At 58.9% G+C, this 23,240-nt stretch carries 20 protein-coding genes; 13 read left to right on the forward strand and 7 right to left on the reverse strand.

The genetic code is table 11. The features are described from left to right. Nucleotides 1–274: 274 nt before the first annotated feature. Nucleotides 275–1,465 (reverse strand): methionine adenosyltransferase, encoded by a 1,191-nt coding sequence (gene metK / locus ACW55A_RS15660; RefSeq protein WP_003372639.1) that lies wholly within the window; start codon nt 1,463–1,465, stop codon nt 275–277. 20 nt (nt 1,466–1,485) lie between these two features. Beyond that, complete coding sequence (locus ACW55A_RS15665; RefSeq protein ID WP_080479932.1) at nt 1,486–2,481, reverse strand: ArsR/SmtB family transcription factor; 996 nt, start codon at nt 2,479–2,481, stop codon at nt 1,486–1,488. A gap of 258 nt (nt 2,482–2,739) precedes the next feature. Here ACW55A_RS15665 and tkt point away from each other — a divergent pair, with 258 nt between their 5' ends. The 7 genes from tkt (at nt 2,740) to fba (ending at nt 9,250) form a co-directional block, all read left to right on the forward strand. Continuing rightward, nucleotides 2,740–4,737: a transketolase gene (gene tkt / locus ACW55A_RS15670; RefSeq protein WP_003372635.1), complete on the forward strand. Its 1,998-nt coding sequence runs from the start codon at nt 2,740–2,742 to the stop codon at nt 4,735–4,737. A 186-nt stretch (nt 4,738–4,923) separates the two neighbouring features. Further along, nucleotides 4,924–5,967, forward strand: coding sequence for an erythrose-4-phosphate dehydrogenase (gene epd, locus ACW55A_RS15675; RefSeq protein WP_003411999.1), 1,044 nt, complete (start codon nt 4,924–4,926; stop codon nt 5,965–5,967). Nucleotides 5,968–5,989: 22 nt separating this feature from the next. Then, nucleotides 5,990–7,153, forward strand: coding sequence for a phosphoglycerate kinase (locus tag ACW55A_RS15680; protein WP_003372628.1), 1,164 nt, complete (start codon nt 5,990–5,992; stop codon nt 7,151–7,153). A gap of 27 nt (nt 7,154–7,180) precedes the next feature. Then, on the forward strand, nt 7,181–7,411 hold the full coding sequence (locus ACW55A_RS15685) for a lipoprotein (protein ID WP_003316354.1): 231 nt from the start codon (nt 7,181–7,183) through the stop codon (nt 7,409–7,411). Nucleotides 7,412–7,495: 84 nt separating this feature from the next. Next, entirely contained in the window at nt 7,496–7,693 is a 198-nt protein-coding gene (locus tag ACW55A_RS15690) for a hypothetical protein (protein ID WP_003372626.1), read from the forward strand. A 52-nt stretch (nt 7,694–7,745) separates the two neighbouring features. Continuing rightward, a complete protein-coding gene (locus ACW55A_RS15695; protein ID WP_003320832.1) occupies nt 7,746–8,072 on the forward strand; it encodes an MliC family protein in 327 nt (108 codons plus the stop codon). A gap of 113 nt (nt 8,073–8,185) precedes the next feature. Continuing rightward, nucleotides 8,186–9,250, forward strand: a complete 1,065-nt coding sequence (gene fba / locus ACW55A_RS15700; protein ID WP_003372623.1) for a class II fructose-bisphosphate aldolase — start codon at nt 8,186–8,188, stop codon at nt 9,248–9,250. 201 nt (nt 9,251–9,451) lie between these two features. On the opposite strand, the gene ACW55A_RS15705 is transcribed toward fba, so the two are convergent. Then, on the reverse strand, nt 9,452–9,871 hold the full coding sequence (locus tag ACW55A_RS15705) for a DUF3010 family protein (protein ID WP_003372607.1): 420 nt from the start codon (nt 9,869–9,871) through the stop codon (nt 9,452–9,454). A 55-nt stretch (nt 9,872–9,926) separates the two neighbouring features. Then, entirely contained in the window at nt 9,927–10,337 is a 411-nt protein-coding gene (locus ACW55A_RS15710) for a lysozyme inhibitor LprI family protein (protein WP_003405168.1), read from the reverse strand. 228 nt (nt 10,338–10,565) lie between these two features. Between ACW55A_RS15710 and ACW55A_RS15715 the strand changes: the two genes are divergently transcribed. The 6 genes from ACW55A_RS15715 (at nt 10,566) to etfB (ending at nt 18,359) form a co-directional block, all read left to right on the forward strand. Beyond that, nucleotides 10,566–11,543 (forward strand): dipeptidase, encoded by a 978-nt coding sequence (locus tag ACW55A_RS15715; protein ID WP_498811428.1) that lies wholly within the window; start codon nt 10,566–10,568, stop codon nt 11,541–11,543. 84 nt (nt 11,544–11,627) lie between these two features. Further along, entirely contained in the window at nt 11,628–12,158 is a 531-nt protein-coding gene (locus tag ACW55A_RS15720; RefSeq protein ID WP_003432482.1) for a DUF5943 domain-containing protein, read from the forward strand. 15 nt (nt 12,159–12,173) lie between these two features. Next, a complete protein-coding gene (gene dgcA, locus ACW55A_RS15725) occupies nt 12,174–14,234 on the forward strand; it encodes a dimethylglycine demethylation protein DgcA (RefSeq protein WP_003432483.1) in 2,061 nt (686 codons plus the stop codon). A 156-nt stretch (nt 14,235–14,390) separates the two neighbouring features. Then, on the forward strand, nt 14,391–16,352 hold the full coding sequence (gene dgcB, locus ACW55A_RS15730; protein WP_455808595.1) for a dimethylglycine demethylation protein DgcB: 1,962 nt from the start codon (nt 14,391–14,393) through the stop codon (nt 16,350–16,352). Beyond that, nucleotides 16,352–17,572: an electron transfer flavoprotein subunit alpha gene (gene etfA, locus ACW55A_RS15735; RefSeq protein ID WP_455808596.1), complete on the forward strand. Its 1,221-nt coding sequence runs from the start codon at nt 16,352–16,354 to the stop codon at nt 17,570–17,572. Before dgcB ends, etfA begins: the two co-directional genes overlap by 1 nt. Further along, a complete protein-coding gene (gene etfB / locus ACW55A_RS15740) occupies nt 17,562–18,359 on the forward strand; it encodes an electron transfer flavoprotein subunit beta (RefSeq protein ID WP_455808619.1) in 798 nt (265 codons plus the stop codon). Before etfA ends, etfB begins: the two co-directional genes overlap by 11 nt. Before the next feature lie 2 nt (nt 18,360–18,361). Here the strand turns inward: etfB and ACW55A_RS15745 are convergent, their stop codons facing one another. From ACW55A_RS15745 to gbca, 3 genes are all read right to left on the reverse strand, one after another. Continuing rightward, the gene (locus tag ACW55A_RS15745) at nt 18,362–18,553 is read right to left on the reverse strand and encodes a hypothetical protein (RefSeq protein WP_455808598.1); all 192 of its coding nucleotides are present in this window, start codon (nt 18,551–18,553) and stop codon (nt 18,362–18,364) included. Nucleotides 18,554–19,221: 668 nt separating this feature from the next. After that, nucleotides 19,222–21,627, reverse strand: coding sequence for a fibronectin type III domain-containing protein (locus tag ACW55A_RS15750; protein ID WP_498811429.1), 2,406 nt, complete (start codon nt 21,625–21,627; stop codon nt 19,222–19,224). A gap of 180 nt (nt 21,628–21,807) precedes the next feature. Further along, nucleotides 21,808–23,106 carry a glycine betaine monooxygenase oxygenase subunit gene (gene gbca, locus ACW55A_RS15755; RefSeq protein ID WP_003432500.1) on the reverse strand — a complete coding sequence of 433 codons (1,299 nt, stop codon included), beginning with the start codon at nt 23,104–23,106 and terminating at the stop codon, nt 21,808–21,810. Nucleotides 23,107–23,240 lie beyond the last annotated feature (134 nt).

Raw genomic sequence — 23,240 nt, forward strand, 5'->3', positions numbered from 1 at the left:
AAGGCATACGACGCAGAGCGCCGCACGATAGTCGCGACTGTACCGGCGTCTTCGTGAGCAAGCTCACACGCCCTTCAGGCAGAAGCGCAGATCATCGGGCACGATAGTTGAGGTTATCGTTCCTCACGCTCCCGCGTGGGAATGCCTTGGGTGACGCTCTGCGTCACAAGTCTGCGGCGCGCCGCAATTTCTTGATCGGACTCGGACCGTCCATATCTCCAGACGAAAAAAAGCCCCGAAACGACCAGGTCGTCCGGGGCTTTTTTCTGGGTTTTTACAGGCCGGCAGCTGCGCGCAGGGCGTCGGCGCGGTCGGTTTTTTCCCAGGTGAAGGCGGTGAAGGTGTCATCGCCAACGGTCATTTCGACCGGGATACGACCGAAGTGGCCGTAGGCTGCAGTGGCCTGGTACATCGGGTGCAGCAGGTCGAGCATGGTGGTGATTGCGTAAGGACGCAGGTCGAAGTTGTCGCGGACCAGTTTGATGATCTTGTCATCGGACAGCTTGCCGGTGCCGAACGTGTTCAGCGAGATCGAAGTCGGTTGAGCGACGCCGATGGCGTAGGACACCTGGATCTCGCAACGCTCGGCCAGGCCGGCAGCGACGATGTTCTTGGCCACGTAACGACCGGCGTAGGCGGCCGAGCGGTCAACCTTCGATGGGTCCTTGCCGGAGAAAGCGCCGCCGCCGTGACGGGCCATGCCGCCGTAGGTGTCGACGATGATCTTGCGGCCGGTCAGGCCACAGTCGCCTACCGGGCCACCGATGATGAAGTTGCCGGTCGGGTTGATGTGGAACTGGGTGTCCTTGTGCAGCAGGTGCGCAGGGATGACGTGCTTGACGATCAGCTCCATCACGCCTTCGCGCAGGTCCTTGTACGACACATCCGGGTTGTGCTGGGTCGACAACACGATAGCGTCAACGCCGACCACCTTGCCGTTTTCGTAACGGCAGGTAACCTGGGATTTGGCATCCGGGCGCAGCCACGGCAGCAGGCCGGATTTACGCGCTTCGGCCTGACGCTGCACCAGCTGGTGGGAGAAGGTGATCGGCGCTGGCATCAGCACGTCGGTCTCGTTGCTGGCGTAGCCGAACATCAGGCCCTGGTCGCCAGCGCCCTGATCTTCAGGTTTGCTGCGGTCAACGCCCTGGGCGATGTCTACCGACTGCTTGCCGATGATGTTCATCACGCCGCAGGTCGCGCCGTCGAAACCGACGTCGGAGCTGTTGTAGCCGATGTCGAGGATGACGTTACGCACGATGTCTTCCAGATCGACCCAGGCCGAAGTCGACACTTCGCCAGCGATGATCGCCACACCGGTCTTGACCAGTGTTTCGCACGCTACACGGGCGTATTTGTCTTCAGCGATGATGGCGTCCAGAACCGCGTCGGAAATCTGGTCGGCGATCTTGTCCGGATGCCCTTCGGACACGGACTCGGAGGTGAAAAGTGAGTATTCGCTCATCTCTACGGGTTTCCTTCATTTTACCGATGGTGAGTGTCGCCAGCCGGTCGCTGAAAATGGCGAACCTGGATCTGGAAACCATTACGTAAGCCTACATAGAGGCTTTCCCCGGGAACTAGCCCCGCAGCGATGGCCCAACGGGCCAGGTCTTCCTGCTCGAAACCTAACCAGAGATCGCCACAGGCCTCCCTGGCCCAACTCTGGTCATGACTACACAATTCTGTTACCAGCAGGCTACCGCCGGGTTTTACATGTTCGGCCAGTTGCCTCAAGGCTTCGGCCGGTACCGCGAAATGATGCAGCACCATGTTGAGGACGACGCAATCGGCACTGACTTTAGCGTCGGTCAGTGCATCGGCCAGCCTCAGCTCAACGTTAGCCAGCGCCTTGCGCTCGCAGACGCTACGCGCCAGGTCCAGCATCACCGGGCTGTTGTCCATCGCGATGACCTGACCGAAGCGCCGCGCCAGCTCAGGGAGGAAGCCGCCGTCACCGGGGCCTACTTCCAGAGCGGTTGCCTGCGCACCAAAGCTCAGTTTGTCGAGCAGGGTCAGCAGGCTTTCGCTGTACTGCGCCAAACCGGCGATCAGGTCCTGCTGGGCGCGAAACTTTTCTGCGGTACGGGCGAAAAAATCCTGACTGGCCAGTGCCCGTTGCCGATGCACCAGGCCGATACGGCTCTGTACGTCGTCCGGCAAGTCCAGCGTATCCACTTCGTCGAGCAACGCCGCATGCAGCCTGCCACCCGGCAGTTCGGTGTGGGGCAGGGCGCGCCGGTAGAAAATCGCGTTGCCTTCACGCCGTGTCGCGACCAGATCAGCCTGCGCCAGCACCTTGAGGTGATGGCTCATGCCGGACTGGCCGATAGCGAAAATCTGCGCCAGTTCCAGCACGCCGAACGAGTCGTTGGTCAGCACACGCAGCACGTTCAGCCGCAAGGGATCGCCGCCGGCCTTGCACAATGCAGAGAGGTCGTCGCATGCATCGTGGCGAATGGCAGGTACACGCAGGTTCATAGCTGCGCAGTCTAGAGAGCGATCCGGAGTGTCGCAAGGGCAATATCAAAAAGTTTTGATATTGCTGGATGGATGGCGCCGGTCAGGCGTTGTGAACTTGTCGTGCAGGCGGGTGATCCAGTCTTTGCGTGGCAAATAATGTCCGCAACCCCGGAAAAAAGCCTATGGTCGTCTATCTGTGATTGCCCCCGGCCTGTCCGTGAGGGAAAATGACCTTCTTTTTCTCAATCCTATTTCTTAATTCCCAGGAGATCAGCGATGCCAAGCCGTCGTGAGCGTGCCAACGCTATTCGTGCCCTCAGCATGGATGCCGTGCAAAAAGCCAACAGCGGCCATCCGGGTGCCCCCATGGGCATGGCGGATATCGCCGAGGTTCTTTGGCGCGATTATCTGAAGCACAACCCGGCAAACCCTGCGTTTGCCGACCGTGACCGTTTCATCATGTCCAACGGCCACGGCTCGATGCTGGTCTACTCGTTGCTGCACCTGACCGGCTACGACCTGTCCATCGACGACCTGAAAAACTTCCGTCAATTGCACAGCCGCACTCCGGGTCACCCGGAATACGGTTACACGCCTGGCGTCGAGACCACCACCGGTCCGCTGGGTCAGGGCTTTGCCAACGCCGTCGGTTTCGCTGCTGCCGAGAAGACCCTCGCCGCACAGTTCAACCGTCCAGGCCACTCCATCGTCGATCACCATACCTACGTGTTCATGGGCGATGGCTGCATGATGGAAGGTATTTCCCACGAAGCGGCGTCGCTGGCCGGCACGTTGCAGCTGAACAAGCTGATCGCGTTCTACGACGACAACGGCATCTCCATCGATGGTGAAGTGGAAGGCTGGTTCACCGACGATACGCCTAAGCGTTTCGAGTCGTACGGCTGGTTGGTGATCCGCAATGTCGACGGTCATGACCCTGAAGAAATCAAGACAGCCATCGAAACCGCTCGCAAGAGCGACCAGCCAACGCTGATCTGCTGCAAGACCACCATCGGTTTCGGTTCGCCGAACAAGCAGGGCAAGGAAGAGTCCCACGGTGCGCCACTGGGTGCTGACGAAATCGCCCTGACCCGTGCCGCGCTGAAGTGGAATCACGGTCCTTTCGAAATCCCGGCTGATATCTATGCCGAGTGGAACGCGAAGGAAAAAGGTCTGGCGGCCGAAGCCGAGTGGGACCAGCGCTTTGCTGCCTATTCCGCCGCGTTCCCGGAGCTGGCCAACGACTTCATTCGTCGCATGAGTGGGCAATTGCCTGCAGATTTCGCTGAAAAATCAGCGGCTTATGTCGCTGAAGTCAACGCCAAGGGCGAAACCATCGCCAGCCGCAAGGCCAGCCAGAACGCACTGGGGGCACTCGGCCCGTTGCTGCCTGAAATTCTGGGTGGTTCGGCTGACCTTGCCGGATCCAACCTGACCATCTGGAAAGGCTGCAAGAGCATCACCGGCGAAGACCCTAACGGCAACTACCTGCATTACGGTGTTCGCGAGTTCGGTATGGGCGCCATGATGAACGGCATCGCCCTGCACGGCGGCTTCGTGCCTTACGGCGCAACCTTCCTGATCTTCATGGAATATGCTCGCAACGCGGTGCGTATGGCCTCGTTGATGAAGAAGCGCGTGATCTACGTATTCACTCACGACTCCATCGGTCTGGGCGAAGACGGCCCGACTCACCAGCCGATCGAGCAATTGACCAGCCTGCGTACCACGCCGAACCTGGACACCTGGCGTCCTGCGGATGCCGTGGAGTCGGCCGTGGCATGGAAACACGCTATCGAGCGTGACGATGGCCCGTCGGCACTGATCTTCTCCCGTCAGAACCTGACTCATCAGGCGCGTGACGAGAAGCAACTGTCCTACATCGCGCGTGGCGGTTACGTACTGCGTGATTGCGCTGCCGAGCCTGAGCTGATCCTGATCGCGACCGGTTCGGAAGTCGGTCTGGCTGTCCAGGCTTACGACAAGCTGACCGAACAGGGCCGCAACGTGCGCGTGGTGTCCATGCCATGCACCAGCATTTTCGAAGCTCAGGATGCTGCTTACAAGCAGGCGGTGCTGCCGTTGCAGGTCAGCGCGCGTATTGCCATCGAAGCGGCTCACGCCGACTACTGGTACAAATACGTAGGTCTGGAAGGGCGCGTGATCGGCATGACTACCTTCGGCGAGTCGGCCCCTGCGCCAGCGCTGTTCGAAGAGTTCGGGTTCACGCTGGAAAACGTCCTGAGCACTGCTGAAGAGCTGCTCGAAGACTGATCAGCTATGTGATGTTGATGTTGTGGGAGCGACCGGGGCGGCGATCCGCCTTGCTCGCGAAGGAAGCGCCTCGGTGAGTCAGGCAAACCGGGTGCTCCCATTCGCGAGCAAAGCGGATCGCCGCCCCTGTTGCTCCCACAGGTTTTATCGTTTACGCAATCAGATCCAGCCCCTGGCGAAAATTTCATGCCCCAGCCCCGCCCTTACAAAGTTGCTCTGAACGGTTACGGCCGTATTGGTCGTTGCGTTGTTCGCGCGCTGTGCGAGCGAGGGGCCAAGGCCGGGTTTGAAGTGGTTGCCATCAACGATCTGGCCGACATGGCCAGTCTTGAATACCTCACGCGCTTTGACTCCACACACGGCCGGTTTCCCGGCGAAGTGCGGGTCGAAGGGCAATACCTGCACATCAATGACCACCGGATCAAGGTCCTGCGCAGTGCGACGCCCGAAGGCATCGACTGGGCCGGTCTGGAAGTCGATCTGGTGCTTGAGTGTTCCGGTGTCTACAACACTCGCGAAGATGGCCAGCGCTTTCTGGAGGCCGGTGCGCCGCGGGTGCTGTTTTCCCAGCCGATGGCCAGCGAACGGGATGTCGATGCCACCGTGGTGTTCGGCATCAATCAGCACAAGCTGACTGGCCGCGAGCTGCTGGTCTCGGCCGCGTCGTGCACCACCAACTGCAGCGTGCCGCTGCTGCGCTTGCTGGATCAGGCCATCGGCCTGGAATACATGACCATTACCACCATCCATTCGGCGATGAACGATCAACCGGTGATCGACGCTTATCATCACGAGGATCTGCGCCGTACGCGGTCGGCTTTCCAGTCGATCATTCCGGTGTCCACCGGTCTGGCGCGAGGAATCGAACGGCTGCTTCCGGAACTTGCCGGCCGAATTCAGGCCAAAGCTGTTCGCGTGCCGACGGTGAATGTGTCCTGTCTGGACATTACGTTGCAGATGTCGCGAGACACCGATGCCGTGGAGATCAACCGTATCCTGCGTGAGGCCGCCACCAGCGGTCCGCTCAAGGGACTGCTGGCCTACACGGAATTGCCGCACGCCAGTTGCGATTTCAACCATGACCCGCATTCGGCCATTGTCGATGCGAGTCAGACCCGCGTTTCCGGACCCCGGCTGGTCAATCTGCTGGCCTGGTTCGACAACGAGTGGGGCTTTGCCAATCGAATGCTCGACGTCGCCGATCACTTTCTGCGCGTCGCTGACCAATAACAGTAAAAAAACAGGAATGCTCATGACCGTCTTGAAGATGACCGACCTCGATCTGCAAGGTAAACGTGTACTGATTCGCGAAGACCTCAACGTCCCGGTAAAGGACGGCGTAGTCAGCAGTGATGCACGTATCCTCGCTTCGCTGCCGACCATCAGGCTGGCGTTGGAGAAGGGCGCGGCCGTCATGGTCTGCTCACACCTTGGCCGCCCGACAGAGGGTGAGTTTTCTGCCGAGAACAGCCTCAAGCCGGTTGCCGACTACCTGAGCAAGGCGCTGGGTCGTGACGTTCCGCTGGTTGCCGATTACCTGGAAGGGGTCGACGTGAAAGCGGGTGATGTCGTCCTGTTCGAGAACGTTCGCTTCAACAAGGGCGAGAAAAAGAACGCCGACGAGCTGGCGCAGCAATACGCAGCACTGTGCGACGTGTTCGTGATGGATGCCTTTGGCACCGCCCACCGTGCCGAGGGTTCTACTCACGGCGTGGCAAAATTCGCCAAGGTGGCAGCGGCAGGTCCGTTGCTGGCCGCCGAGCTTGAAGCACTGGGCAAGGCCCTGGGCGCTCCGGCCCAGCCGATGACCGCCATCGTGGCGGGCTCCAAGGTCTCCACCAAGCTGGACGTACTCAACAGCCTGAGCGGCATCTGCAATCAGTTGATCGTCGGCGGCGGCATTGCCAACACCTTTCTGGCTGCGGCCGGTCACAAGGTCGGTAAATCGTTGTACGAACCTGACCTGCTCGACACCGCTCGTGCCATCGCCGCCAAGGTCAGCGTGCCATTGCCGACGGACGTGGTGGTTGCCAAGGAGTTCGCCGAGAGCGCTGCCGCTACTGTCAAACTGATCGCTGACGTCGCCGATGACGATATGATTCTCGATATTGGCCCGCAAACTGCTGCGCATTTCGCCGAATTACTGAAATCTTCCGGCACTATCCTGTGGAACGGTCCGGTCGGCGTTTTTGAGTTCGATCAGTTCGGCGAAGGCACCAAAACGCTGGCCAAGGCCATCGCTGAAAGCCAGGCGTTCTCCATCGCGGGCGGTGGCGACACGCTGGCGGCCATCGACAAGTATGGTGTGGCAGAACAGATTTCCTACATTTCGACCGGTGGCGGTGCGTTCCTCGAGTTCGTGGAAGGCAAGGTTCTGCCTGCGGTGGAAATGCTCGAACAACGCGCCAAGGCTTGAGTGAAAGCCTTGGACAAGGAGTGGTCAATGGTCAGGGCGTTACCGTGGTTTCTCATCGCAGGTTTACTGGCCGGTTGCGCGGGCAAGCCTGCGGCTGAAGAGGTGGAGAGCGACTCCCCGACCCAACCGCTCCAGCTAAGCTGCTATCAGGCGGGCTGGCAGGCAGAAACGGTGCCGGTGGTCTACAAGCGCGGCGGCCCCGAGGTGTGGGATCGTTACGAATTCATGCCGCGGACAGGCAATGTAGGGTGTCTGTGAGCCAGGTCTGAAACCCGTTGGCAACATTGACGGGCTTCAGCGGTCTTTAAAGGGTGGATATTTTTCCGGGAAAGGAGTTTCGCCATGAAGATCGCTGCCCTGGCTCTGATGAGCTGCATTGTACTGGCTGGTTGTACCGGTTCTGGCTCGCGTGCCAAGACCTGTCAGATATTCAGCCCGGCCGCCGTGAATGTGCCCACGACTGAAAACAGTCAACGGGTTGAGGCACATGTCACCGGTGAGCCGGCCGATGACCGAAAACAGGAACAGAACTGCCCCTGACAGTTGAAACGAACGGCACACGCCGCGTTTCGCAGGGCAGCCAGGAGACGTAATGAAAGGCGTGATTGCCCTCGGGGTGTTGGCAGTGCTTGGCGGTTGTTCGAGCATGAGTTCACCGCAGCAGAATGACCCTTGGAATCGCTGGGTATGTGACAGCAATGCAGAGGTCAACTGGCGCTACATCGACTCGGCCAAAAAGGAAGTCGATGTTCGTCTGAATCAAAGCGATCAGGTGTTCAGGCTCAAGGCTGAACCCGGCGCTGCCAGCGGTACGCTGTACAGCAACAATGTGTTGGCATTCGTCAACAAGGGTAGCGAGGGCCTGATCTATTGGGACGCTACCAACGATCTGATCGGTCGCGGCTGCAAGGCCAGATAAGTCGGATCTCGGGCACACACGCGCGGCCTTGTGGCTGAGCTTATAACTTGAATGGCAGCCGCCACTACGGCAGGCTTGCTCGACTAACGACCCTACCGGGAGAGACACAGACAATGGCACTTATCAGCATGCGCCAGATGTTGGACCACGCAGCCGAATTCGGCTACGGCGTTCCAGCTTTCAACGTAAACAACCTGGAACAGATGCGCGCCATTATGGAAGCGGCCGACAAGACCGACTCCCCGGTGATCGTCCAGGCTTCTGCCGGTGCCCGCAAATACGCCGGTGCGCCGTTCCTGCGTCACCTGATCCTCGCCGCGATCGAAGAATTCCCGCACATCCCGGTGGTCATGCACCAGGACCACGGTACCAGCCCTGACATCTGCCAGCGCTCGATCCAGCTGGGCTTCAGCTCGGTGATGATGGACGGCTCGCTACGTGAAGACGGCAAGTCCCCGGCTGATTACGACTATAACGTCGACGTGACCCGTCGCGTTGTTTCCTTCGCTCACGCCTGCGGCGTTTCCGTGGAAGGCGAGCTGGGCGTGCTGGGCTCGCTGGAAACCGGCATGGCTGGTGAAGAAGACGGCGTGGGTGCGGAAGGCGTTCTGGATCACAGCCAGATGCTGACCGACCCGGAAGAAGCCGCTGACTTCGTCAAGCGCACTCAGGTCGATGCCCTGGCCATCGCCATCGGCACCAGCCACGGCGCTTACAAGTTCACCAAGCCGCCTACCGGCGACATCCTGGCGATCGAGCGCATCAAAGAGATCCACAAGCGCATCCCTAACACTCACCTGGTGATGCACGGTTCTTCGTCCGTTCCACAGGAATGGCTGAAAATCATCAACGAGTTCGGCGGCGACATCAAAGAAACCTACGGTGTGCCGGTCGAAGAAATCGTTGAAGGCATCAAGCACGGCGTGCGCAAGGTCAACATCGATACTGACCTGCGTCTGGCATCGACCGGTGCGATCCGCGAATTCATGGCCAAAAACCCGAGCGAGTTCGACCCGCGCAAGTACCTGGCCAAGACTGTTGTGGCCATGCGTGACGTATGTATCGCCCGTTATGAAGCATTCGGCACCGCTGGCAACGCCTCGAAGATCAAGCCGATCTCCCTGGACGCCATGTTCGAACGCTACGCGCGTGGCGAGCTGGATGCCAAGGTCAACTGAGTTGATTGAGCATTGAAGAAACCCGCAGAAATGCGGGTTTTTTTATGTCGGGTCAAAAGTAACTGCGCGGCGAATGAATGTGACGCGGAGCGTCACGAACTGCATTCCCACGCAGAAGCGTGAGGAACGATAATCCCCGCTATCGTGCGACGCTCTGCGTCGCATGCCGTTCTGGACGCTCTGCGTCCTCTCTCGAAAGGCTTAAACGCTCTTCATCACACCCGCACACGCCGCCTTGTACGCTTCGTGCTGATACTTGTTCAGGGTGTCGGGCAGGGCGAAGGTGTGTTTCTTGTTCTGCGCATTGACGGTCTGCGGCGATATGAGCACCACGTTGCAATCAGACATCAGTTGAAAGATGGTTTCGATCTTGAAGGTGGTCGGCCCGCCAGCGAATTCGCCTTTCTTGCTGCGCTTCTTGATAACCACATGGCTGATGCCGTTTTCACGCACGAAACCGGCGAGTTGCGTGGAGAAGGCTTTGACGTTGGCGGCCTCGTCATCGTCCTCCAGCGCAAGCTTCTTGGTGGCGAGCGGCAAGTGCTCGATGCCGCCATTACGTCGAGTGGCGAGGGCGAAGATAGCTTCGCTGCCTTTGATTTCTACACCGCAAATAATCATGAGAAAACCTGATGAGCTCGTTCATATAAAGAGGCAGGTTATCTCATCGTAGACGTTATTCCTGCGCTATCGACTCCAGATACTCCGAGCGCTCGTCACTCATGCGCGCAATGCAGTCGTTTTCGCTGATAGTGAAGGCTTTGCTGCCTGCTGCAGAAGGGAAGACCTCAACCGCGCAGTCGGCGTCACGCAGCTTCTCCCAGGCTTGCTGGGCGGTCTTGAGTTTGCTGGTAAAGTCGTTGAACTGCGTCTTGTTGGCGACGAACTGCGACTGAACGCGCTTGAGCAGGTTGTCGAAGTTTTCCTTGAGCAACTGTTCGGCAGTGGTGCGGCTGTAGGCCGAGCATTCCAGGGTCTGCTTGTCGTCCTCGACACCGTCGCAGGGCGACGCGTCCGGATTCTGGGCGGCGTGTACGCCTGTCACGGCCGTCGTCATAAGGGCCAGGGTCAGCAAAAACGTTTTCATCGAGTCGCTCCGATCCATTGATAGGCTCGATTCTGTCTCAAGCGTGAGACATTGAACAGGTTTACGACATCGCCCGACGACTCGCCGTCCCCCTTTGTCGCATCTTGACGCTTTCGGCAAACCCCCTGTCGTTTTTGCACCCGGTTCCCCTGACCCTCCGGCATATGCTGACCCCATTAGCGCCGACAGCCGATTCGGCGCACCGCAATCAAAAAAGGGGACAGCCTGATGAGCCCAGCCGAATTACACGCCGACAGCATCGTTATTGACGGGCTGATCATCGCCAAGTGGAACCGCGAGCTGTTCGAAGACATGCGCAAGGGAGGCCTGACCATGGCCAACTGCACCGTGTCGGTGTGGGAGGGCTTTCAGGCGACCATCAACAGCATCTGCACCAGCCAGAAACTGATGCGCGAAAACAGCGACCTGGTCATGCCGGTGCATACCACAGCCGACATCCGCAAGGCCAAGGAACTGGGCAAGACCGGCATTCTGTTCGGCTTCCAGAACGCACACGCCTATGAAGACCAGATCGGCTACGTCGAGATCTTCAAGAAGCTCGGCGTCGGCATCGTGCAGATGTGCTACAACACCCAGAATCTGGTGGGCACGGGCTGCTACGAGCGCGATGGCGGGCTGTCGGGTTTCGGTCGTGAGATCGTCGCTGAAATGAACCGTGTCGGGGTGATGTGCGACCTGTCCCACGTCGGCTCGAAAACCTCGGAAGAAGTCATTCTCGAATCGAAAAAGCCGGTCTGCTACTCCCACTGTCTGCCCTCCAGCCTCAAGGAACACCCGCGCAACAAGTCCGACGCCGAACTGAAGTTCATCGCCGATCATGGCGGTTTTGTCGGCGTGACCATGTTCGCGCCGTTCCTGGCCAAGGGCATCGAGTCGACCATTGACGATTACGCCGAAGCCATCGAATACGTCATGAACATCGTCGGCGAAGACGCCATCGGCATTGGCACTGACTTCACTCAGGGTCACGGCCAGGAGTTTTTCGAGTACCTGACCCACGACAAGGGCTACGCCCGCCGCCTGACCAACTTCGGCAAGATCATCAACCCGCTGGGCATCCGCACCGTTGGCGAGTTTCCCAATCTGACTGAAACGCTGCTCAAGCGCGGTCACTCCGAACGCGTGGTGCGCAAGATCATGGGCGAGAACTGGGTCAACGTTCTGGCCGACGTCTGGGGCGAGTAACCCGCCCGCCATACCTTATCGAATTGAACCCCCACGGCCCTTCGAGCGGTGGGTGTAGCCCGAATCATCTGGAGTTTGACCGCCATGGCTAAAATCGCCCCGCAACTGCCCATCGAAGTCGACAGCGAAACCGGCGTCTGGACCTCCGATGCGTTGCCGATGCTGTACGTGCCCCGGCACTTTTTCGTCAACAACCACATGGGCATCGAAGAAGTGCTGGGCGCCGATGCCTACGCCGACATCCTCTACAAGGCGGGTTACAAATCCGCCTGGCACTGGTGCGAAAAGGAAGCCGAATGCCACGGCCTGGAAGGCGTTGCGGTGTTCGAGCACTACATGAAGCGTCTGTCGCAGCGTGGCTGGGGCCTGTTCAAGATCCAGGACATCGACGTCGAGAAAGGCACTGCCAGTGTGAAGCTGGAGCACTCCTGTTTCGTGTACGTCTACGGCAAGGTCGGGCGCAAGGTCGATTACATGTTCACCGGCTGGTTCGCCGGGGCCATGGATCAGATCCTCGCTGCCAGTGGCAGCGCTGTGCGTACGGTTGCCGAGCAGGTTTACGGTGGTTCCGAAGACGGTCATGACGACGGTCTGTTTGTCGTCAAGCCGCTGTAAATCGAGGATCGGGTTATGGCTTTCGAAGCGATGTTCCAGCCGATCCAGATCGGCAAGCTCACCATCCGCAATCGCGTGCTGAGCACTGCGCACGCCGAGGTCTACGCCACCGATGGCGGCATGACCACGGATCGTTACGTGAAGTACTACGAGGAAAAAGCCAAGGGCGGCATCGGCCTGGCCATTTGTGGCGGCTCTTCAAGCGTGGCCATCGACAGCCCGCAAGGCTGGTGGAAATCGGTCAACCTGGCAACCGACAGAATCATCCCGCACTTCCAGAACCTTGCCGACGCCATGCACAAGCATGGCGCCAAGATCATGATCCAGATTACCCACATGGGCCGTCGCTCGCGCTGGGATGGCGATCACTGGCCGACCCTGATGTCGCCGTCGGGCATTCGCGAGCCGGTACATCGGGCAACCTGCAAAACCATCGAGCCCGAGGAAATCTGGCGGGTGATCGGCAACTACGCCAGTGCTGCGGCGCGTGCCAAGGCCGGTGGTCTGGATGGCGTCGAGTTGTCGGCGGTGCATCAGCACATGATCGACCAGTTCTGGAGCCCGCGGGTCAACAAGCGCACCGATGAATGGGGTGGCAGTTTCGAGAACCGCATGCGCTTCGGCCTGGAAGTGATCAAGGCGGTGCGCAAGGAAGTCGGCCCCGACTTCTGCGTAGGGTTGCGCATCTGTGGCGACGAGTTTCATCCCGATGGCCTAAGCCACGAGGACATGAAACAGATCGCCAAGTATTACGACGACACCGGCATGATCGATTTCATCGGCGTGGTGGGCTCGGGCTGTGACACCCACAACACCCTGGCGAACGTTATTCCGAACATGAGTTACCCACCGGAGCCGTTCCTGCACCTGGCGGCCGGGATCAAGGAAGTGGTCAAGGCCCCGGTGCTGCACGCGCAGAACATCAAGGACCCGAACCAGGCAACGCGAATTCTGGAAGGTGGCTATGTCGATATGGTCGGCATGACCCGCGCGCACATTGCCGACCCGCACCTGATCGCCAAGATCAAGATGGGCCAGATCGACCAGATCAAGCAGTGCGTCGGTGCCAACTACTGCATCGATCGCCAGTATCAAGGGCTGGATGTGCTGTGCATCCAGAACGCCGCCACGTCCCGCGAATACATGGGCGTGCCGCACATCATCGAGAAATCCGCCGGACCCAGGCGCAAGGTCGTGGTGGTCGGTGCCGGTCCTGCCGGGATGGAAGCCGCACGGGTCTCTGCCGAACGCGGACATGATGTGACCCTGTTCGAGAAAAAGGACTTCATCGGCGGGCAGATCACCACCGCATCGAAGGCACCGCAACGCGACCAGATCGCTGGCATCACGCGCTGGTTCCAGCTGGAGCTGGCGCGCCTGAAAGTCGACCTGCGTCTGGGCACCGCAGCGGATGCGGCAACCATTCTCGATCTGCGGCCCGACATCGTGGTGCTCGCGGTCGGCGGTCACCCGTTTCTTGAGCAGAACGAACACTGGGGGGCGGCTGAAGGCCTGGTGGTCAGCAGTTGGGATGTGCTGGACGGCAAGGTGGCGCCCGGCAAGAACGTGCTGGTCTACGACACCATCTGCGAGTTCACCGGCATGTCGGTGGCCGATTTTCTGGCCGACAAGGGCTGCCAGGTCGAAATCGTCACCGATGACATCAAGCCGGGCGTGGCGATTGGCGGAACCTCGTTCCCGACCTACTACCGCAGCATGTACCCCAAGGAAGTGATCATGACCGGCGACATGATGCTGGAAAAGGTCTATCGCGAGGGCGACAAGCTGGTGGCGGTGCTGGAAAACGAATACACCGGCGCCAAGGAAGAGCGGGTCGTCGATCAGGTGGTGGTGGAAAACGGCGTGCGTCCCGACGAAGCGATCTACTACGCGCTCAAGGAAGGCTCGCGCAACAAGGGCCAGATCGATATCGATGCGCTGTTCGCCATTCAGCCACAGCCATCGTTGAGCCAGCCGGGTGACGGTTATCTGCTGTTTCGTATCGGCGATTGCGTGGCGCAGCGTAATACCCACGCGGCGATCTATGACGGCTTGCGGCTGTGCAAGGACTTTTAAGGCTCGCCTGTCTTTGATTCCGGCCGCAGGCCGTGGGAGCGAACGGGTTCGCGAATGCGATAGATCAGCCGACATGCGGGTTGTCTGATCCACGGTTTTTGCGAATCAACGAAGCGTCACCCGGACTGCAAGACCGCTTGGTACCTGGAGCTTCAGATGCTAGACACCCTTCTTCCGATCCTGCTGTTCAGCGCCCTGGCCCTTGCGGCGCTGGGCGCCTGGAGGCGGGCAACCCTGTGGCGCAACGGTCGGTCGTCGAAAGTCGATTGGCTGGGTGGTCTGCTGGCCATGCCCAAGCGGTACATGGTCGATCTGCATCACGTGGTCGCGCGTGACAAATACATCGCCAACACCCACGTGGCCACAGCGGGCGGAGCGGTGGCCTCGATTGTGCTGGCGATTCTGGTGCACGGTTTCGGTGTGCATAACCGCGTGCTTGGTTACGCACTGCTGTTGATGACGGCGGTGATGTTCGTCGGTGCGGTGTTTGTCTATCGTCGTCGTCTCAATCCGCCTGCGCGTCTGTCGAAAGGCCCGTGGATGCGCCTGCCGAAAAGCCTCATGGCGTTTTCCGCGAGCTTCTTTCTGGTCTCGTTGCCAGTGGCGGGCATTCTTCCCGAGCACTTCGGCGGATGGGTACTGGTCGCTGTTCTCGGGCTGGGCGTGCTGTGGGGCGTAAGCGAACTGTTTTTCGGCATGACCTGGGGCGGGCCGATGAAGCACGCCTTCGCCGGGGCGCTGCACCTGGCCTGGCACCGGCGTGCCGAGCGTTTTGGTGGTGGACGTTCCACGGGCCTGAAACCTTTGGACCTGAACGATCGAACCGCACCGCTGGGCGTGGAGAAACCTCAGGACTTCACTTGGAACCAACTGCTGGGCTTCGACGCCTGCGTGCAGTGCGGCAAGTGCGAAGCGGCCTGCCCGGCGTTTGCCGCAGGCCAGCCACTCAACCCTAAAAAGCTGATTCAGGACATGGTGGTCGGCCTTGTCGGGGGCACCGACGCAAAATTTGCCGGCAGTCCCTATCCATCGCTGGACGGCAAAGGCAAGCCACTGGGCGAGCATGGTGGTAATCCGCATCAGCCCATCGTCAACGGGCTGGTGGACGCCGAAACGCTGTGGTCCTGCACCACGTGCCGAGCCTGTGTCGAAGAGTGCCCGATGATGATCGAGCACGTCGATGCCATCGTCGACATGCGCCGCCACCTGACCCTCGAAAAGGGCGCTACGCCGAACAAGGGCGCCGAGGTGCTGGACAACCTGATCGCCACCGACAACCCCGGCGGGTTTGCACCGGGCGGGCGAATGAACTGGGCGGCCGATCTGAACCTGACATTGCTCAGCGAGAAAAAAACCGTAGATGTGCTGTTCTGGGTCGGTGATGGCGCGTTCGACATGCGTAATCAACGCACCCTGCGCGCGTTCGTCAAAGTCCTCAAGGCGGCCGGGGTGGATTTCGCCGTGCTGGGCCTCGAAGAACGCGACAGCGGTGATGTGGCCAGGCGGTTGGGTGATGAAGCGACCTTCCAGATGCTCGCCCTACGCAACATTCAGACCCTGTCCCGTTACGATTTCAAACGTATCGTGACCTGCGACCCACACAGCTTTCATGTGCTGAAAAACGAATATGGCGCTTTTGGCGGTGACTATCAGGTGCAGCATCACAGCACCTTCATGGCCGAGCTGGTGCGCAGCGGCGCCCTGACGCTGGGCCAGCACAAAGGCGCCAGCGTGACTTATCACGATCCGTGTTACCTGGGGCGTTACAACGGTGAATACGAGGCGCCGCGTGAAGTGCTGCGTGCACTGGGTATAGAAATCAGGGAAATGCATCGCTCGGGCTTTCGTTCCCGCTGCTGTGGCGGTGGTGGCGGCGCGCCGATCACCGATATCCCCGGCAAACAGCGGATTCCTGACATGCGCATGGACGACATTCGTGAGACGGCTGCCGAGCTGGTTGCGGTAGGTTGTCCACAGTGCACAGCCATGCTCGAAGGCGTTGTCGAGCCGCGACCACTGATCAAGGACATTGCCGAACTGGTCGCCGATGCGCTGATTGAGGAAGTTATCCCCAACACGCCAGCGCCTGCCAAACGTGAACCCGCGGAGGTGCTCTGATGAGTGACATTATCCGCCGTGATCCGCGCGCCGAGTGGATTGCCCGCAATCGACTGCACCCATTGCATGCGGCCATGCAGCCGGCGCAGAGCCGCTGGATGGGGCCGAACGGCCTGATGCGCAAGAACGTGCACGGCCTGGGTTTTATCGGTCCCAACGGCATCAAGCGTATCGACCGCAGCGGCGCTCAGCAGGGCGGCACGGTTAAGCGTTCGGCCGCTGCCGATGTGCAGTTGCCGCTGCATACCATCGTCGAGCCAGCGTTCCATATCACGGTGGTGCCCGATATGGTCGGCGGCCGCCTGAGCAGCCACGACCGCGACTTGCTGGGGCTGGCGCGTCAGCTGGCGGGGGCCGACGGTGCCGTGCTGGCGGTGGTGTTCGGCGAACACAAGGAAACTGCTTTCGACGTTGCTGGCGTGGATCGGTTATTAGTTATCGATGGTGCCGGGTTCGACGGTTATTCACCGGAACAGCGCGTGCAGGGTTTGCGAGCTGTGGATAACCAGTTCAACCCGCGCCACTGGCTGCTGCCGGACAGCCGCACCGGCGGTGGCGAACTGGGAAGACGTTTTGCCGCCAGCATCGGCGAGCGACCTGCAACGCGGGTCTGGCAGGTCAAGGACCAGCTGTGCATAAGTCGCGCAGGTGCCGGTCGCGAAGACCTGGTTCGGCCTCTGGCCCGTCTGATTCTGGCCGCTGTAGAGTGCGCTGAACCGGTCAGCGATACCCGTCACGAGGTAGTGCCTGTCGAGTTGTCCACAGGCGTGGCGCGCAGTCTGCCGCGGATAGAGGACCTGGGAGCGGTTGCCGTCGATCCCGGAGCTATCCCCATGGCTGAAGCCGAATTCATTCTGTCTGGCGGCAATGGTGTCAAAGACTGGGACCTGTTTCATCAGGCCGCTTCGGCACTCGGGGCCACCGAAGGGGCGTCGCGGGTCGCAGTGGACGATGGTTTCATGGGCCGCGAGCGGCAGGTAGGCGCGAGTGGCACTTGGGTGACCGCAAGGGTGTATGTCGCCGTCGGTATTTCCGGGGCCATCCAGCATCTGCAGGGTATCGGCGCCTGTGACAAGGTCATTGCGATCAATCTGGATGCGGGGTGCGACATGGTCAAGCGTGCAGATCTATCGGTCATCGGCGAGAGCGCCGAAGTACTTACGGCACTGATCGCCGCAGTCGAAGCCTGGCGCAGCGGAGGTAAGCGTGATGCAGCCTGATGTGTCTGTGGATAAGCATGCGGTACAGATCATCAGTCTGGTGTCCATCGGGGCGCACCCGACATCAGGTCGTGCGCGCCGCGCCGAACAGGATGCGCGGGCCGTCGAGCTTGGTTTGCAGCTGGCTGGGGATAACTTGCAGGTACTGCACGCCGGCAATGCCGAAGAACCGGCGCTGCGCGCTTACCTTGGCATGGGGCTCAACGAGCTGCATGTGCTGGAGCAACCCGAGGGCGCCGATGCGCTGGTTGCGTTGACTGACTACCTCCGGGATTCTGCCGCGCAGGTGGTGTTGGCCGGCAGTCAGGCTGAAACCGGTGAAGGGTCGGGGATGCTGCCCTTTCTGTTGGCCGAAAGGCTGGGCTGGCCACTGGTGACCGGTCTGGCTGAAGTCGAGTCGTTGAACAACGGCACCGCACTGGTGTTGCAGGCTCTGCCTCGCGGCCAGCGTCGCCGGCTGAAGGTTCGTCTGCCGTTTCTGGCCACTGTGGATAACGCCGCTCCCAAACCTCGACAGAGCGCATTCGGACCCGCACAGCGTGGCACGCTGGACACCGAAAGCGTTCAGGTAGTGGCCGATGAGTTGTTGACGGATCAAGCGCTGCAGCCAGCCAGACCGCGGCCCAAACGCTTGAAGGTCATCAAAGCCAAGAGCGGCGCTGATCGCATGAAAGCCGCCACTGCCAAGGCCAGTGGCGGCGGGGGCCAGGTGCTCAAGGGGCTGCGCCCTGAAGAGGGAGCAGCCGCGATTCTGAAGCTGTTGATCGATGAGGGCGTCGTAAAGTAAGGCTAAGGTCTTGTGCTGCCCTCTTTGGTGGGCGGTTTGCCTTTCTGCTCGGAGAGAGGCTGGAAGTAGGCATACGAAATACTCCCGTCCAGATCACCGCCATTGCTGACCTCGACTTTGACATCCGCGTTTTCGTAACGGCGGTTGAAACTCGAAATGGTGGTGGGTAGCAAAATGGCTCGTTCGAACGTCACGCCTGTACGGCCTTGACCAATATTCTTTTCGGGAAGACTTACGCACAATCCCTGTGCGTGTGCCTGTGGATAATGTGTTCGTGAACGTCTGAAGGGCTTGTAGAACGTGGCTTTTGGAGTGGTGCTCAAAAAACGATCAATCTAACTCTTTATTTTCATTGCATTTTTTTGTGGATAAATGCGCGCTGCCATCTGCCAGCCACTGGGTTTGCCCACAATCTCTGTGCGCGTGCCTGTGGACAAGTTGTTTGTGATTGCCTGCAGGCCTTGTAAATAAAGGCTTTGGAGGTTTTGTATTAAAAATGATCAAAGCAGGGTTTTGCGTGCAGCGTTCGTTCATTCGGGTGGTTTTTCAGCCATTTTATACGTTGTCCACAGCAGGCCGTGTGATTGGGACGAAGTTGTACCCAAAGTCTGTTGGCGTTTCTGTGGATAAGGTGTTCGTGCTCGTCTGTAGCCCAATGAAATTAAGCTCTACAGAGATTTGGTTAAAAAACATACAGGCTCTGTGACTTAGGTGTTCCATGGTAAGTCGTTGTTGTCCTGACTATTTCCAGGCCCATGAAAAAACGACTTATCCATAAACGCTTTTTGGGCGCTGTGGATAAGTCGTTCATTTATGACATCGTCACCGTCTGTTTACGAGCCAGAGCCGGTACGCATGAGGCTCACTGCCATTCTTTGGGCCAGTCGCGGAAACCTCTGCCGCCTGCTTGCTCGGTCCAGGGCGCCCATAACGTCGGCACGGTGCCCGGCGCCCAGTCTGGTTGTGAATGGTGAGAATTGATGCAGATGTAAGAGGCACCCGCATGCATCACCTTATTCCCCTTCACGTAGTCAGTATCATCGTCCCATTCAGGCAATGCGTCGCTGGTCGAGGCCTGCACAACGTTGCTGGGCCCAGACAGTTCTAGATCTTTATCGCGTGCACCGACCAGATACTGATAGGTCTTGCCTGGGGTCAGGCCTCTGACGGTATAGGTCAGTATGGTTGAATCGACGGTCACAGCAGGCGCGTCGAAACTGTAGACACGGTAGACGTCAACGGCAGTACCCCCGGCAGGTGCATCCCATGCCAGTGAAACACTGGTGGTGGTCTCACCTGTCTGACGCAAGTTGCCCGGTGGCGCAGGTCGATCATTGGACGCCTCGGAGTCTGTAGTGGCCAGAAGTTTTTCAGAGGGTCCTGAGCTGTTACCCATACTGTCGGTCGCGACGATGTGATAATCATAAAGGCGGCTTTGCAGAAGGCCTTCGTCGGTGAAGGGAGGAGCTTTGCCCTCGCCTATCGAAACACCCTTGCGGAACAGCTCATAGTGAAACGGACCGCTGGCATCCGTCGAAACACTCCAGTCCAGCGTTATCGATGTGGTGGTCCGCCCGGTTGCCCTGAAGTCGACAGGTAATGAAGGTTTATAGGGTTCCGAATCGGTTGTGACTTCTATCAGGTTGCTGACCTCTGACCATTGAAGTTCTTCGTCTCTTGCCACAACGCGGTATTTATACGTACGGCCCGGGGTGAGTTCTTCATCGGTAAACGCATACGTTTCACCGCTGAGCGCTGTAGTAGGCCAGCCGTCCCGGTCAATTTGATACCTGTTGATTGGGCTATCGCTGGTAGACGCTGTCCATGTCAGCGACACACTTTTATCGGTGACGCCTGACAGGCTCAAGACCGGTGTTGTCGGTTTCGCACCACCGCCGCTCCCTGCCTGGGTACTCACGCTGATCGCTGTGGAGAATGCCGAGGTGTTGTCCATGACATCAATGGCACGTACCTGGTAGCTGTAAGTGGTGCCGGGCTGAAGGCCGGTATCTTCAAAGTCAGGACGGCTCACCGTAAAGAAGAGAGTGCCGTTACGGAGCACTTCATATTTCAGAACCGGGTTCGTGCCTTCCGAAAGCGACCAGGCCAGTTTCACCGACGTTGGGGTTTGCTCGGTTGATCTGAGGTCAGTGGGTACTGAAGGCTTGTCCGGTACGGGCGTTTCACCACTGGTGAGATAACCGTAGCGGTTCACGAACTCCCAGCTGTATTCCTTGCCATCCTTGTCTTTCCCGGCATCCCAGTTGACCGACCAGGTCATCAGCCCGCGGATCGAATTGCCGGCGTCTTCCAGCTCTTGCAGTGCATCCTTGACGTCCTGCGGATCAACCACGTAACCGGTGGCGGCGGCGTCATTGTTGGTCGGTAGACCAATGGCCAGCCTGTCGGCCGGAATTTTAGTGAAGCCACGCGTACCGTGGATCAAGCTGTCGGTCAGGTAGTAAAGAAACTCTTTCTTATGGGCGTCGTTGTTTTGAGTGACCCACAGGTTCAGCTCATCGACCCATATGCCATCGCCGCCCTGGTTGTAATACTGAGGCGCGATAAAGTCATAGATGTCTTCCAGCGCATTGATGTAAGCAAGGTAGGCACCGCCGGATCTCAGGGAGTCGAGAAAGGTTACAAATTCTTTCAGAAAAGGAAAATACGTCGTGATCTCTTTCAATATCGGCAGTTTTTTGCTGGCCCTCAGGTAGGGGAACTCGGGGGCCATACTGATAATGAAGTGCTTTCCTTCTGTCTCGTAATGTTCGCGCACCATCCTCAACGCAGCGGGTAATACGGTCCGGTTATCGGCAAAGGTAATAGCAGCTTGTTCAAGGTCGATATCCAGGCCGTCAAAGCCATAGGTTTCAACCAGACGAATAATTTCATAGGCCAGTGCATCTTCCTGACCGGTATATAGCTCAATATGCGCGTCAGCCCCGCCAAGAGAAATCAGCACCGCACGTCCTTGTGCATTCAGTGCTGCCACTTGGGTGCGAAACGCAGCATCGCTCAGGTTATAAGGCTTGAATGTAGGAATGCCGGCACCTTTCATGAAGGCCACGGCCACGACGTTATACGCCTCGGGTATGTCGGTCAGCGCCATCTCTTTGAACAGGCCTTGCTGGTAACCTTGACCGGGTTCGGAAGGCCAGTTATGCCAGAACCCCATGAGAATATTTTTGCCTCTTATGTCCGGCATGGCCGAGGCTGCATCGACTGTTTTATTTTTATATTGATTAATGTTTTTTGGGGTGAGCATGGTCCGTGTCTCCGTCCGTTGGATTGACTGCAACGGGAGTTGATCACGAAAGATTTTTTTGGGTAACTGTCAGAAATGACGGTATCGGCGCGAGGGTTTTTGTGTCGGCGTGGTCAGTTCAGACTCACTTCGTGAATGAAGTGAGTCTGACTTGATGGGTCGCGTTGGCGGGGGCAATCTCTATTCGTGATTCACCGCCACACCCTTCAAATACGGCGCAGGTTCTGCGCCAAGGTTTTCCAGCATGCGCGAGCTGTACCAGTCGACGAAGTTGACCACGCCGAACTCATAGGTTTTCGAATAAGGGCCGGGTTGATAGGCGCTGGAGTTGATGCCGCGCTGATTTTCTTCGGCAAGACGACGGTCCTGATCATTGGTGGCGTCCCAGACCTGGCGCATACGCTCGACGTCGTAATCCACGCCTTCGACCGCATCCTTGTGGACAATCCACTTGGTCGTCACCATGGTTTCCTGCGCGCTGATCGGCCACACCGTGAAGACGATGATGTGATCGCCCATGCAGTGGTTCCAGGAATGCGGCAAATGCAGAATACGCATCGAGCCCAGGTCAGGGTTCTGAATGCGGCCCATCAGTTTCTTGCAGCCGACCTTGCCGTCCATGGTCATCGACACGGTGCCTTTGAGCAGCGGCATGCGCACGATACGGTTACGCAGGCCGAAACTGGCGTGGGCGTACGGGATTTTCTCGGCGTCCCACGCAGCAGCAGACGCGGCCACATGATCCTTGAAGGCCTGATCGGCACGCGGGTCGGTGACGTCGTCCCATTCCAGCAACGTCTTGAGCAATTCAGGGTGCGAGCCGCCACAGTGATAGCACTCGCGGTTGTTTTCCAGCACCAGCTTCCAGTTGGCCTTTTCCATCAAGGTGGTTTGCACGGCCACCTTGGTATTCTCCATGTCATACGGTTCCATGTAGTGCCGCAGCGTCGACAGGAACTCGTCAATGGCAGGCGGGTTTTCCGCGAGGCTGATGAAAATGTAGCCACCTGCGGTCTTGACGTGCACCGGCTTGAGGCCGAACTGCTTCATGTCGAAGTCGTCGCCCATTTCAGTGCCCGCATACAGCAGACGACCGTCCAGCTCATAGGTCCACTGGTGATAGTGGCAAACCAGTTTGGCGACTTTGCCTTTCTCGGCAGTACACAGGCGCGAGCCGCGATGGCGGCATACGTTGTGGAATGCGTTGACGACACCGTCCGGGCCGCGCACGACCAGGATCGGGTTCTTGCCGATCTGCAGCGTCAGGTAATTGCCCTTGGTCGGGATTTCGCACGTCATCCCGGCAATCAGCCACTCCTTGTGAAAGATTTCCTGCATGTCGATTTCAAACAGTCGCTCATCACTGTAGAAAGGCTGCGGCAGCGAGTACGTGCGCTCGCGATTCTGCAGCATCTCGGCAGTGGCCTTGCGTGCAGGTTCCAGCGGATCGCCCAGGCTCAAGGTTGCGGTGACGTCCATCGATTAAATCCCTCATGACCGCGGCATGGGCGGCCTGCGAATGTGGCTGATACGGGTGTGATCGCGTTTCACGCATGACGATAGATCAGTCGACCATGCTTATGACCCTTGGTGGCGAGTGTGGAGCCGGGCGC

It is taken from the genome of Plantibacter cousiniae (nom. nud.), from assembly GCF_977070315.1.

Coding starts and splice junctions, on each gene's coding strand:
- metK (WP_003372639.1), bottom strand. CDS start 1,465: ATGAGCGAATACTCACTTTTCACCTCCGAGTCCGTGTCCGAAGGGCAT.
- ACW55A_RS15665 (WP_080479932.1), bottom strand. CDS start 2,481: ATGAACCTGCGTGTACCTGCCATTCGCCACGATGCATGCGACGACCTC.
- tkt (WP_003372635.1), top strand. CDS start 2,740: ATGCCAAGCCGTCGTGAGCGTGCCAACGCTATTCGTGCCCTCAGCATG.
- epd (WP_003411999.1), top strand. CDS start 4,924: ATGCCCCAGCCCCGCCCTTACAAAGTTGCTCTGAACGGTTACGGCCGT.
- ACW55A_RS15680 (WP_003372628.1), top strand. CDS start 5,990: ATGACCGTCTTGAAGATGACCGACCTCGATCTGCAAGGTAAACGTGTA.
- ACW55A_RS15685 (WP_003316354.1), top strand. CDS start 7,181: ATGGTCAGGGCGTTACCGTGGTTTCTCATCGCAGGTTTACTGGCCGGT.
- ACW55A_RS15690 (WP_003372626.1), top strand. CDS start 7,496: ATGAAGATCGCTGCCCTGGCTCTGATGAGCTGCATTGTACTGGCTGGT.
- ACW55A_RS15695 (WP_003320832.1), top strand. CDS start 7,746: ATGAAAGGCGTGATTGCCCTCGGGGTGTTGGCAGTGCTTGGCGGTTGT.
- fba (WP_003372623.1), top strand. CDS start 8,186: ATGGCACTTATCAGCATGCGCCAGATGTTGGACCACGCAGCCGAATTC.
- ACW55A_RS15705 (WP_003372607.1), bottom strand. CDS start 9,871: ATGATTATTTGCGGTGTAGAAATCAAAGGCAGCGAAGCTATCTTCGCC.
- ACW55A_RS15710 (WP_003405168.1), bottom strand. CDS start 10,337: ATGAAAACGTTTTTGCTGACCCTGGCCCTTATGACGACGGCCGTGACA.
- ACW55A_RS15715 (WP_498811428.1), top strand. CDS start 10,566: ATGAGCCCAGCCGAATTACACGCCGACAGCATCGTTATTGACGGGCTG.
- ACW55A_RS15720 (WP_003432482.1), top strand. CDS start 11,628: ATGGCTAAAATCGCCCCGCAACTGCCCATCGAAGTCGACAGCGAAACC.
- dgcA (WP_003432483.1), top strand. CDS start 12,174: ATGGCTTTCGAAGCGATGTTCCAGCCGATCCAGATCGGCAAGCTCACC.
- dgcB (WP_455808595.1), top strand. CDS start 14,391: ATGCTAGACACCCTTCTTCCGATCCTGCTGTTCAGCGCCCTGGCCCTT.
- etfA (WP_455808596.1), top strand. CDS start 16,352: ATGAGTGACATTATCCGCCGTGATCCGCGCGCCGAGTGGATTGCCCGC.
- etfB (WP_455808619.1), top strand. CDS start 17,562: ATGCAGCCTGATGTGTCTGTGGATAAGCATGCGGTACAGATCATCAGT.
- ACW55A_RS15750 (WP_498811429.1), bottom strand. CDS start 21,627: ATGCTCACCCCAAAAAACATTAATCAATATAAAAATAAAACAGTCGAT.
- gbca (WP_003432500.1), bottom strand. CDS start 23,106: ATGGACGTCACCGCAACCTTGAGCCTGGGCGATCCGCTGGAACCTGCA.